This window comes from uncultured Georgenia sp. (genome assembly GCF_937958535.1).
Lineage (GTDB): Bacteria > Actinomycetota > Actinomycetes > Actinomycetales > Actinomycetaceae > Oceanitalea.
Genome location: NZ_CALGNQ010000095.1, coordinates 1 through 11,276, shown reverse-complemented (window position 1 = coordinate 11,276; position 11,276 = coordinate 1). Strand labels below are relative to the sequence as shown.

11 protein-coding genes are annotated in these 11,276 nt (G+C 72.3%); 5 read left to right on the top strand and 6 right to left on the bottom strand.

Annotated elements, in window-relative coordinates; genetic code table 11:
* Together Q0195_RS05600 and Q0195_RS05595 are read left to right on the top strand one after the other, a co-directional pair.
* Nucleotides 1-1,201, top strand: a 1,201-nt coding sequence (locus tag Q0195_RS05600) for an alpha-amylase family glycosyl hydrolase (protein WP_299275703.1), incomplete at its 5' end; no start/stop codon positions are given.
* 119 nt (nucleotides 1,202-1,320) lie between these two features.
* Nucleotides 1,321-1,560, top strand: coding sequence for a hypothetical protein (locus Q0195_RS05595; RefSeq protein ID WP_299275700.1), 240 nt, complete (start codon nucleotides 1,321-1,323; stop codon nucleotides 1,558-1,560).
* Nucleotides 1,561-1,611: 51 nt separating this feature from the next.
* On the opposite strand, the gene rbsD is transcribed toward Q0195_RS05595, so the two are convergent.
* The 6 genes from rbsD to Q0195_RS05565 all read right to left on the bottom strand — a co-directional run bounded on the left by rbsD (nucleotide 1,612) and on the right by Q0195_RS05565 (nucleotide 7,538).
* Entirely contained in the window at nucleotides 1,612-2,001 is a 390-nt protein-coding gene (gene rbsD, locus Q0195_RS05590; RefSeq protein ID WP_299275698.1) for a D-ribose pyranase, read from the bottom strand.
* Nucleotides 1,998-2,909: a ribokinase gene (locus Q0195_RS05585; protein WP_299275696.1), complete on the bottom strand. Its 912-nt coding sequence runs from the start codon at nucleotides 2,907-2,909 to the stop codon at nucleotides 1,998-2,000. The genes rbsD and Q0195_RS05585 overlap by 4 nt, the downstream gene beginning before the upstream one ends.
* A 94-nt stretch (nucleotides 2,910-3,003) precedes the next feature.
* The gene (locus Q0195_RS05580; RefSeq protein WP_299275693.1) at nucleotides 3,004-3,957 is read right to left on the bottom strand and encodes a D-ribose ABC transporter substrate-binding protein; all 954 of its coding nucleotides are present in this window, start codon (nucleotides 3,955-3,957) and stop codon (nucleotides 3,004-3,006) included.
* Between the two features lie 47 nt (nucleotides 3,958-4,004).
* Nucleotides 4,005-4,976 (bottom strand): ABC transporter permease, encoded by a 972-nt coding sequence (locus Q0195_RS05575; RefSeq protein WP_299275691.1) that lies wholly within the window; start codon nucleotides 4,974-4,976, stop codon nucleotides 4,005-4,007.
* Nucleotides 4,966-6,483: a sugar ABC transporter ATP-binding protein gene (locus Q0195_RS05570; RefSeq protein ID WP_299275690.1), complete on the bottom strand. Its 1,518-nt coding sequence runs from the start codon at nucleotides 6,481-6,483 to the stop codon at nucleotides 4,966-4,968. The genes Q0195_RS05575 and Q0195_RS05570 overlap by 11 nt, the downstream gene beginning before the upstream one ends.
* Complete coding sequence (locus Q0195_RS05565; protein ID WP_299275687.1) at nucleotides 6,480-7,538, bottom strand: LacI family DNA-binding transcriptional regulator; 1,059 nt, start codon at nucleotides 7,536-7,538, stop codon at nucleotides 6,480-6,482. Before Q0195_RS05565 ends, Q0195_RS05570 begins: the two co-directional genes overlap by 4 nt.
* 297 nt (nucleotides 7,539-7,835) lie before the next feature.
* Here Q0195_RS05565 and Q0195_RS05560 point away from each other — a divergent pair, with 297 nt between their 5' ends.
* From Q0195_RS05560 to Q0195_RS05550, 3 genes are all read left to right on the top strand, one after another.
* A complete protein-coding gene (locus tag Q0195_RS05560) occupies nucleotides 7,836-8,105 on the top strand; it encodes a hypothetical protein (protein ID WP_299275684.1) in 270 nt (89 codons plus the stop codon).
* 104 nt (nucleotides 8,106-8,209) lie between these two features.
* Nucleotides 8,210-10,120 (top strand): NHL domain-containing thioredoxin family protein, encoded by a 1,911-nt coding sequence (locus Q0195_RS05555; protein ID WP_299275682.1) that lies wholly within the window; start codon nucleotides 8,210-8,212, stop codon nucleotides 10,118-10,120.
* 400 nt (nucleotides 10,121-10,520) lie between these two features.
* Nucleotides 10,521-10,898 (top strand): Hsp20/alpha crystallin family protein, encoded by a 378-nt coding sequence (locus Q0195_RS05550; RefSeq protein ID WP_299275679.1) that lies wholly within the window; start codon nucleotides 10,521-10,523, stop codon nucleotides 10,896-10,898.
* Nucleotides 10,899-11,276 lie beyond the last annotated feature (378 nt).

Genomic DNA, 11,276 nt, shown 5'->3' with positions numbered 1-11,276 from the left:
CGACGAGCGCACCGAGGAGTGGTACCTCCACCACTTCTACTCCCACCAGCCCGACCTCAACGTCGCCAACCCCGCGGTGCGTGACGAGATCATGAAGGTCGTCGGTTTCTGGCTCGAGCTCGGCGTCGACGGCTTCCGGGTCGACGCCGTCCCGTTCTTCCTCGAGGACGTCGGCATGACCGGCGAGGACGCCGACGCCATGGCCGAGCCGCACGAGCACCTGCGCGACATCCGCGCCTTCCTCTCCCGGCGGCGCGGCGACGCCGTCATGCTCGGCGAGGTCAACGTGCCCCGCGAGGAGCAGGTGAGGTACTTCGGCGACGGGCACCAGCTGCACCTGATGTTCGACTTCGTCACGATGCAGCGGATGTACCTGTCCCTCGCCCGCGGGGACGCCCGCCCGCTCACCGACGCGCTGACCACCCGGCCGCAGATCCCCGAGGACTGCCAGTGGGCCACCTTCGTGCGCAACCACGACGAGCTCACGCTGGACAAGCTGAGCGAGGAGGAGCGCCAGGAGGTCTTCGCCGCCTTCGGTCCGCAGGAGCGGATGCAGCTCTACGGCCGTGGGCTCAAGCGCCGGGTCCCGCCGATGATGGACGGCGACCCGCGCCGCGTGCGCCTCGTCTACTCCCTGCTCTTCTCCCTACCTGGCACACCCGCGCTGTACTACGGCGAGGAGATCGGGATGGGTGAGGACCTGGAGGCGGAGGGCCGCATGGCGGTGCGGACCCCGATGCAGTGGTCGGCGGAGAAGAACGGCGGCTTCTCCACCGCCCCGCCGTCGCGGCTCGTCGCGCGGCCGGTGCCCGACGGCTACGGCCCCCAGTTCGTCAACGTCTGGGACCAGAAGCGCGACCCCGACTCGCTGTGGAGCTTCGTCCGCGGGCTCATCCAGATCTACCGCTCCCACCCCGAGCTGGGCCGCGGCGACCTCACCGTGCTCGACCAGCCGCACGCGGAGGTGCTCGCCCACCGGGTGGCCTGGCACGACCGCGTCGTCGTCGCGGTGCACAACCTGTGCGGCGACGCGCGCACCGTCCCGCTGCGGCCGCAGGTCCCCCAGGGCGCGGTCCTGGAGAGCCTGCTCACCCACGACTCGCTCACGGCGGACGACGACGGCGCGGTGGAGCTGGCCCTGGACGGGTACGGCTTCCGCTGGTTCCACGTCCACTCTCCCGACCGGCTGCGGCTGCCCTAGGGATAGCCCGTCCGGTGGACCCCGGCGGCGCCGGCCTACGACCCGGGTCGCACCCGGCAGGGGAAGGTTCAGCCGGTCGGCCGACGCGCGTGCCGGGCGGCGGAGTGCAGGCTGGCGCCATGGCCGTCACCCGCGCTCCCCACAGCCCTGCACCCGCCCACGACCGGAACCGGCTGCAGAGCCTCGCCCTGGGGACCGCGCTCTTCCTCCTCGCCGCCGCGCTCATCCTGGCCATGCACGCCCTGGACCCGCGGCGTCAGGCGGCCGGCGCCGGTGAGCGGCCGACGCAGGGCGGGACCGAGGCGCCGCTGTCGCCCACCGGTTCGCGCTTCGACGTGGTGCCGGCGGTCCACGGCTGACCGCTCGCCGGTCCCCCGGGCACGAGGCGTCGCCGGCGGACCGGCGAGCGGTCAGAACGGCACGCCGCAGGTGAGGACGACGTTGGCGTAGGGGGTGGCCTCCCCGGTACGGACGACGAGCCGCGCCCGGGCCGACTCGGCCTTGAGCTCGGCGTGGGTGACCCAGCGCGGCTCGCCGAACAACCCCTCGAGGAGGCTGAGCGCCGCGGGGTTCGCCTCGGCGGTCTCCCGGGCGACGGTCGCCCGCTCGACGACGAGCTCGGCCGCCAGTGCGGTGACGACATCGGCGAAGCGCGGCACCCCGAGGGTGACGGCGAGGTCGACAACCGGCACGCCGGGTGGCCGCGGCAGCCCGCAGTCGCCGACCACCACCGTGTCGGTGTGCCCGAGCCCGGCCAGCAGCCCGGCGAGCGGGGCGTTGATGATGCCGCCGCGCTTCACGCCGACCGCTCCGTGACCTCGGCCAGGGTGGGGAAGGACTCCTGTGCACCGCGTCGGGAGACGGCGACGGCGGCGACGGCGGTGGCCAGCTCGACGGCGGCGACGAGCGGCGCTCCCTCGCTGAGCCGGACGGCCATCGCGCCGACGAAGGAGTCCCCGGCCCCGGTCGTGTCGACGGCGGTGACCTCGTGGGCGGGCACGCTCATCGACCGCAGCCCACCCGCGTCGTCGCGCTCGACGACGACGGAGCCGGCGCTGCCGAGGGTGAGGACCACCGACCGCGGACCGAGGCCGACGAGCCGCTCGGCCAGGGCCACGCCGTCGCCCTCGTCGTCCCCGAGGAGGTAGTGCGCCTCGGACTCGTTGGCGACGAGCGGGTCGGCCACGGCGAGCACCTCGGGCGGCAGCGCGGCCGCCGGTGCGGTGTTGAGCACCACCCGGCCGCGGGTCCCGGTCGCCACGGCGGCGACCGTCTCGAGCGGGATCTCCAGCTGGAGGACGACGACATCCGCGTCCACCCAGGCGGCGCGGTGCTCGGCGACGAGCTCGGGGGTCACGTGCCGGTTTGCTCCGGGGGCGACGACGATGGAGTTCTCCCCGTCCGGGGTCACCATGATCACCGCCATGCCGCTGGGCGCGTCGACGGTGCGCAGGGCGGTGACGTCGACGCCGGCACCGGTGAGCGAGTCGCGCAGCAGCCGCCCGTGCTCGTCGTCGCCGACGCAGCCGACGAAGGCGACGTCACCGCCGAGCCGACCGGCGGCGACGGCCTGGTTGGCACCCTTCCCGCCGGGGGTGACGACGACGTCGGAGCCGAGGACGGTCTCCCCCGGCGCCGGCCGGTGGTCGATGTCGAGGACGAGGTCGGCGTTGGCCGAGCCGACGACGGCGATGCGGTGCTGCTGCATGGGTGTCTCCAGGGGTGTGCTCGGAAGTGGCGGGTGCGCCACCGGCGGGGGCTCCGGGAGCCACCGGTCTGGGGCGGCTCCCGGAGCGGGTCGGTCAGAGGTCGTCCTGGCGCATCGCCACGACGGGGACGGCGATGGTCTCCTCGACGGTCTCGCCGTCGAGGAGCGCGACGGCGGCCTCGACCGCTGCGCGGCCGAGCTCCTCGGGCTGCTGGGCGATGGTGGCGTACATCGTGCCGTCGGCGACCGCGGCCTGGCCGTCGTCGGTGGCGTCGAAGCCGACGACGAAGACCTCGCTGCCGGCGCGGGTACCGAGGGCCTGGATGGCGCCCAGGGCCATCTCGTCGTTCTCGGCGAAGATGCCGACGACGTCGGGGTTGGCCTGGAGCAGGTTGGTGGCGACGTCCAGGCCCTGGGTGCGGTCGAAGTCCGCGGGCTGCTTGGCCACGACCTCGATACCCGGGTACTCGGCGATGCCCTCGTCGAAGCCCTGCCCACGCTCCCGGGAGGCGGAGGTCCCGGCGACGCCCTGGAGGACGACGACCTGGCCCTCCTCCCCGATGGCCTCGGCGAGCGCCTGGGCGGCGAGCCGGCCGCCCTCGACGTTGTCCGAGGCGACGAAGGCGTCGACCTCGGCGCCCTCGACGGCCCGGTCGACGGCGATGACCGGGATGCCTGCCGAGACGAGCGGGGAGACGATCGGGCCTGCTGCGTCGGAGTCCACCGGGTTGATGAGGACGGCGTCGAGCTGCTGGGTCTGGAAGTTGGCGACCTGGTCGGCCTGCTGGGTGGCGTCGTCGCGGGCGTCGGTGACGACGAGCTCGACACCGGCCTCGTCGGCCGCGGCCTGGGCGCCGTCGCGCAGGGCGACGAAGAACGGGTTGTTCAGGGTGGAGACGGCAAGCCCTATCGAGTAGTCCGAGCCGCCGCCGTTCGCATCGCCGTCGTCGGCGTCACCGTTGTCGTTCCCGTTGCCGCTGCCGCAGGCGGCGAGCGTCAGGGCGGTGGCGGCCGCCAGCGCGGCGAGCCGCGTGCTGTGCTTTCTCATGGGACTTCCTTCCTGTGGGGGTGGTCCGGAAGGGACCGGGATGACGGTCAGCTCCTCCGTCGGCGCAGGGTGTCGCTGAGGACGGCCAGCGCGATGACCGCGCCGATGACCACCTGCTGCCAGAAGGAGGAGACGTTGAGGAGGTTGAGGCCGTTGCGGATGACGGCGAGGACGAGCGCGCCGACGAAGGTGCCGAAGGCCCGTCCGGAGCCACCGGCCAGACTCGCCCCGCCGATGACGACGGCGGCGATCGCGTCGAGCTCGTAGCCGGCGGCAGCCTGGGGCTGTCCGGAGGCGAGCCGTCCGGCGAGGACGAGGCCGGCGATCGCGGAGTAGAGGCCGGCGAGGGAGTAGATGACGAGCTTCTGCCGGTCGACGTTGATACCGGAGAGGCGCGCGGCCTCCTCGTTGCCACCGATGGCGTACATCGCCCGGCCGGAGTAGGTGCGGTTGAGGATGAAGCCGGCGAGCAGGCCGAGTGCGACCATGACGAGCACGGGTACGGGCAGCCAGCCCCCGATGGTGCGGCCCAGCCAGGCGACCTGCTCGGGCTGACCGATCGGGACGCCGTCGGAGATGACCAGGGCCAGGCCGCGGGCGATGGAGAGCATCGCCAGGGTGGCGATGAAGGCGGGCAGCCGGCCGTAGGCGACGAGGATGCCGGAGACGAACCCGCAGGCCACGCCGGTGAGGACGCCCAGGAGGATGGCGAGGAAGGGGTCGACCCCCGACGTCGTGGCCATGTAGGCGGTGACGATCGAGGAGAGCGCCGCGACCGAGCCGACCGACAGGTCGATGCCGGCGGAGACGATGACGAAGGTCTGCCCGAAGGCGAGGATCGCCACCACCGCGGCCTGCACTCCGATGTTGAGCAGGTTCTGGGTGCTGAGGAAGACGGGGCTGAGCAGCGCCATGACGGCACCGAGGAGGAGGAGCGCGACGAAGGCGCCGTTCTGGCCCAGGAGCGTCGTGAGCTGCGTGCGGTAACCGGCGCGGGTGGTGACGGACTCAGTGGACACGGGAGGACTCCACTTCCTTGACGGCCAGCGCCATGACGGCGTCCTGGCTGGCTTCTTCGCGGGTGAGCTCGCCGACGATGCGGCCCTGGGCCATGACGAGGATGCGGTCGCACATGCCGAGCACCTCGGGAAGCTCGGAGGAGACCATGAGCACGCCGTGCCCGGAGTCGGTGAGCGCGTTGATGAGCTCGTAGATCTCCACCTTCGCCCCGACGTCGATGCCGCGGGTGGGCTCGTCGAGGAGCAGGACGAAGGGGTCGGCGGCGAGCCACTTGCCCATGACGACCTTCTGCTGGTTGCCGCCGGAGAGGTTGCGCACGACCGTCTGGGTCGACGGCGTACGGATGCCGAGGTCGGTGACGCTCCGGCGCGCCTGGCGCCTCAGCGCTGCCCGGTCGACGAGCCCGCCGCGGGTCTCGCGGCGCATGATCGCCAGCCCGAGGTTGTCCTCGACGGTGGCGCCCAGGACCAGGCCCTGGACCTTGCGGTCCTCGGGGACCAGCCCGAGCCCGGCCTCGATGGCGGCGTGGACGTCACCGCGGGGCAGCGGCCGGCCCTTGAGGGTGACCGTGCCGGACTCGTAGGGGTCGGCGCCGAAGACCGCCCGCAGCACCTCCGTGCGTCCGGCGCCGACGAGGCCGGCGATGCCGACCACCTCCCCGGCACGGACGGTGAGGGTGACGTCCTCGAACCGGCCGGTGGCGGTGAGGCCCTCCACCCGCAGCAGCTCCTCACCCACCGGGGTGCTGCGGCGGGGGAACTGGGCCTCGATGGAGCGGCCCACCATGAGCCGGACGAGCTCGTCGGTGTCGGTGCTCGCCGGGACGGTGTCGATGGAGCGCCCGTCGCGCAGTACGGTGACGCGGTCGCCGATCTCGTGGATCTCGTCGAGGTGGTGGGAGATGAAGATCATCCCCACGCCGCGGTCACGGAGGTCGGCCATGAGGCCGAGGAGGTGCTCGGTCTCGGCGTCGGTGAGCGCGGCGGTCGGCTCGTCGAGGATGAGGATGCGGGCGTCCAGGCTCAGCGCCTTGGCGATCTCCACGAGCTGCTGGCGGGCGACGCCCAGGGTTCCCACCGGCCGGCGCAGGTCGACGTCCAGGCCGATGCGGTCGAGCGCCGCCTTGGCGCGGCGGTGCATCTCGCGGCGGTCGATGACCCCGAACCGGCGGGGCTGGCGACCCAGGGTGATGTTCTCGGCCACGGAGAGCTCGGGGACGAGGTTGAACTCCTGGTGGATGGTGGCGATGCCGAGCTCCTCGGCCTGGGCGGCGGTGGTGATGCGGACCTCGCGGTCGTCGACGAGGACGCGGCCCTCGTCGGGCTGGTAGACCCCGGAGAGGCACTTGATCAGGGTGGACTTGCCGGCACCGTTCTCGCCGAGGAGGACGTGGACCTCGCCCTCGCGCAGGTCGAAGGAGACGCCGTCGAGCGCGACGACGCCGGGGAACCGCTTGACGATGCGCTCGACCCGGAGCAGCTCGCGCGCGGTGGGCGCAGGGGTCATGGCCTCCTCCTGGACTGTGTGGGCTCGCTGGGGTGCGTGGACTCCCCGGCGAGGGTGGGCTCGCCGGGGAGTGTGGACTCGCGGAGCACGAGCCGGCAGGGCAGCGGCTCGGCCGGGGGCAGCGGCTCACCGGCGATCCGTGCGAGCAGCGTCTGCATCGCCCGCTTCCCCAGCGCCCTGGTGGGCTGGGCGATCGCGGTGATGGTCGGGGTGAGGAGGTCGAACCAGGGCGAGTCGTCGAAGACGGCGATGGCGAGGTCCTCGGGCACGCGGATCTCCGGATGTGTGCTGAGCAGCTGGAGCACGCCCAGGCCCATCGAGCCGTTCGCGACGAAGACGGCGTCCGGCGGCTCCTCGTCGATCGCCTGGGCCATCGCGGCGTAGCCACCGGTGCTGCGGAACTCGCCGTCGAGCACCCGGCTGTCCGGCAGGTCCAGGCCGTGCTCGGCGAGCGCCGCCCGGAAGGTCTCCAGGCGCAGTCGAGCGGTGCCGGCGTCCCGCGGGCCGGTGATGACGGCGGGCCGGCGGCGGCCGGTCGTGACGAGGTGGTCGACGAGCTCCCGCACCGCGGGGCCGGCATCGGCGAGCACGGTCGGCAGCTCGACATCGGCCACCGGCCGGTCGACCAGGACGACGTGGAGGTCGCGTTCGGCGGCCTCCCGCAGCAGGGGGGAGGTCTCGATGGTGGGGACGACGATGAGCCCGTCGACCTGCCGCTCGAGGAGGTTGCGTATGTAGTGGTCCTGCTGGTCGAGGCGCTCGTCGGCGTTCCCCACGATGACCGAGTAGCCCGCCGCCCGGGCGGTGTCCTCCACCGCGCGGGCGAGCTCGGTGAAGAAGGGGTTCATGAGGTCGGAGACGACGAGCCCGACCGTCCGGGTGCCGGTGCTGCGCAGCGAGCGCGCGATCGCGTTGGGCCGGAAGTTGAGTGCGGCGGCGGCGGCCCGCACCCGCTCGCGCATCTGTGGGGAGGTGGCCGGGTGCCCGGACAGCACCCGCGACACCGACGCCGTGGACACCCCGGCGGCCTTCGCCACGTCCTTGATGGTCGCCATCGCTGAGCCCGTCTCGCCCCTTCAGTGTGAGCCGCGTCTCTGTAATCGTTCCCATGGTAACGATTACATGACCTGCACCACAACTCCCCAGCTCCCCACCTTGCTGGTGGGGGAAGCGGGGCTGGTGAGCGACCACCTCCCGCCGACAGCCCACTTCCCACCCACAGCCCACTTCCCACCCACAGCCCACTTCCCACCCACAGCGCAGTTCCCACCCACAGCGCAGTTCTCGTCACGCGCTCACGCCCTGTCCCACACTCTCGACACACGGCATGACCGGCTGACAGGGTGGCGACCATGCTGCGACCCGTGGTCCTGCTGGTGTCAGGTTTGGTCATCTTCGTCGCCGGAGCCCTGGTCGCGTTCGTGCGGCCGGTGGAGCTCGGCTGGACGGCCTACGCGCCGCTCATCGCCGGCGACCCCTTCCCCGGCGTCGTCGTCCTCGACGCCGCCGGCGTGGCGGGTGTCGTCGCCGCGTTGCTCGGCGCCGCGCTCGCCGCCGGTGCTCTCGGTTACCAGCTCGGCCACCGACACCCGGACCAGCGCGACACCGCATCCGGCGGCTGACCGGGCATCAGCTGCCCGCGGGTACCTCGGTGCGGTCGCGGGGTCCCGCGTCCCGTGGCACCCGCGGATCGGGTGACCGGGCCCGCAGCGGTGACAATGGGGCGATGACGTCCTCCGCTTCGCGCAAGCCCCGCGTCCGCGCCTCCGAGCTCGTCGGCCGGTCGTGGCTCAACACCGGCGGCCGCGAGCTGTCCCTCGCCCAGCTGCGGGGCAAGATCGTCCTCCTCGACTTCTGGACCTTCTGCTGCATCAACTGCCTGCACGTCATCGACGAGCTGCGGCCCCTGGAGGAGAAGTACCGCGACGTCCTCGTGACGATCGGTGTCCACTCCCCCAAGTTCGTCCACGAGGCCGACCCGGCCGCACTCGCCGCCGCCGTCGAGCGCTACGACGTGGCCCACCCGGTGCTCGACGACCCGGACCTCGTCACCTGGAAGGCCTATACCGCCCGCGCCTGGCCCACCCTCGTGCTCATCGACCCCGAGGGCTACATCGTCGCCCACATGGCCGGCGAGGGACACACCCCCAACCTGACCCTCACCATCGACCGGCTCGTCGCCGAGCACGAGGCCAAGGGCACGCTCCACCGCGGCGAGGGCCCCTACGTCCCGCCCGAGCCGACGGCCGGAGTGCTGCGCTTCCCCGCCAAGGCCGTCCGGCTGCCCGGCGGCAACCTCCTCCTCGCCGACGCCGGCAGCCACCGCCTCGTCGAGCTCGCTCCCGACGGCGAGACCCTCGTGCGCACCATCGGCACCGGCGAGCGCGGGCGTACCGACGGTCCCGCCGACGCCGCCACCTTCAGCGAACCGAACGGCCTGTGCCTCCTCCCGGACGACGTCGCCGCGCGGGTGGGGTACGACGTCGTCGTCGCCGACACCGTCAACCACCTGCTGCGCGGTGTCCACCTCGCCACCGGCACCGTGAGGACGGTGGCCGGCACCGGCGCGCAGTTCATGGTCGGCGCCCCGGACAACGTGCTGCCCGGCGAGGCCCCCGCCACCGAGGACTACGGCCCCGCCCACCGGCTGCGTCTCTCCTCCCCGTGGGACGTCACGTGGTCCGCCGAGGCGGATGCCGTGGTCGTCGCCATGGCCGGGCACCACACGCTGTGGACCTTCGACCCGGTGGCCGGCTACGTCGCGCGACTCGCCGGGACGAAGAACGAGGGACTGGTCGACGGCGAGCTGCGCCAGGCATGGTTCGCCCAGCCCTCCGGCCTCTCCGTCGGCCCGGACGGGCGCGTCTGGCTCGCCGACGCCGAGACCTCGGCGCTGCGCTGGGTCGACGTGGCCGCGGGCCAGGTACACACCGCGGTCGGGCAGGGGCTGTTCGACTTCGGGCACCGCGACGGCCCGGCCGCCGAGGCCCTCCTCCAGCACCCGCTCGGTGTCGTCGCACTGCCCGACGGCCGCGTGGCGGTGGCCGACACCTACAACGGCGCCGTGCGCCTCTACGACCCCGCCGCCGGCGAGGTGAGTACCCTCGCCACCGGCCTCTCCGAGCCCTCCGGCCTGGTCGTGGACGACGACGGCGCGCACCTCGTCGTCGTCGAGTCCACCGCGCACCGGCTCACCCGCGTCCCGCTGCCGACCGGCGACACTGCCGACCGGCACGACGGCGGTGCCCACCGCACTCGGCGTCCCGTCACCGAGGTGGCACCCCACTTCACCCTCCGCGTGGTGTTCACACCGCCCGCCGGGCAGAAGCTCGACGACCGCTTCGGCCCCTCGACCCAGCTCTCCGTCTCGGCCGGGCCGGAGGAGGCGCTCGTCGCCGGAGGCGGCACGGGGACCGAGCTCGCGCGGCAGGTCACGCTCAGCCTCGGGGAGCTCGGCGGGGACACCGGCACAGCCGACGGGCAGACCGTGCTGTCGGTGACCGCGAAGGCGGCCTCGTGCGACGCCGACCCCGCCGTCGAGTTCCCCGCCTGCCACCTGGCCACCCAGGACTGGGGCATACCGGTCCGGGTCGTCGAGGGCGGGCCGGAGGAGCTGGTGCTCCACCTCCACGGCTGACCGAGCGGCGGTCGGGCGCCGCCCACCGTAGGACGCGGTCGACCGCTGCACCGCGTGGCCCACCGCCGCCGAGGACGGTCCGGAGGAGCTGTGGGTCCTGTGGCAGACGGAGCAGCAGGAATGCAGCGGGAATAGCCTGATCGCGTCGCCCGTTCACGTGGGTGAAAGGCCTTTCGGCGACCTGCCGGGAAAGCAGCGCAGACGGGGCCGCCGGGAATAGTCCCGAGACGTGGTGCGTTGACATGAGTAGAAGGCGGGTCGCCGACCCGGCCTTCACGAAAGAATGTCGACGAGTTGAGGAAGGGAGGAATGCATCGTGGCACTGCCTGTTCGAACCAGGAACACAGCGGAGCTGACCACATTCGACCCGTTCCGTACGTTGGCGGACTGGGAAGCCCGCATGAACGAGATCTTCGGCAACGCATTCGCGCCGCTGCGGATGCAGACGCAGGGTATCTGGCGTCCGGCCGTTGACATCGAGGAGACGGACACCGCGTACGTCCTCGAGGCCGACCTGCCCGGCGTGAAGCGGGACGATGTCACCGTCGAGCTGACGAACAACGTCCTGAGCATCCACGGCGAGCTCAAGGAGCGTGAGCGCGTCGGAGTTCTGCGGCACAAGACGCGTCGCACCGGTGAGTTCGACTACCGGATGACGCTGCCGGCCGACATCGACCCTGAGAAGGTCACCGCGACGCTCAACGACGGTGTGCTCCGCGTCGAGGTCGCCAAGGCCGAGGCGGCGCAGCCGAAGCGGATCGAGATCGCCAAGGGCTGATCTCACCGGCACTCCAGGGAGGACCCCGACCCGGGGCCCTCCCTTTCGTGTGTCGTGGCGACGTGACGCGCCCGGTGGGCCGGTGACGACCTGAGTTCCCGACGGGCACGTGAGCGCCAGGAGCTCAGCTCTCGGTGACACGTGCCCTGTCGGTGAGAACTGAGCTCTCGGTGGTATGTGAACTGTCGGTGGGAACTCAGCTCTCGGTGGAATGTGAGCTGTCGGTGAGAACTCAGCCCTCGGGGGAGAAATGAGCCCTAGTGTCACGTGAGCCGTCGGTGAGAACTCAGCTCTCGGCGGGAAATGTGCTCTCGGTGGAATGAGAGCCGTCGGTGAGAACTCAGCTGTCGGTGACAAATAGCTCTCCGCGAGAACTCA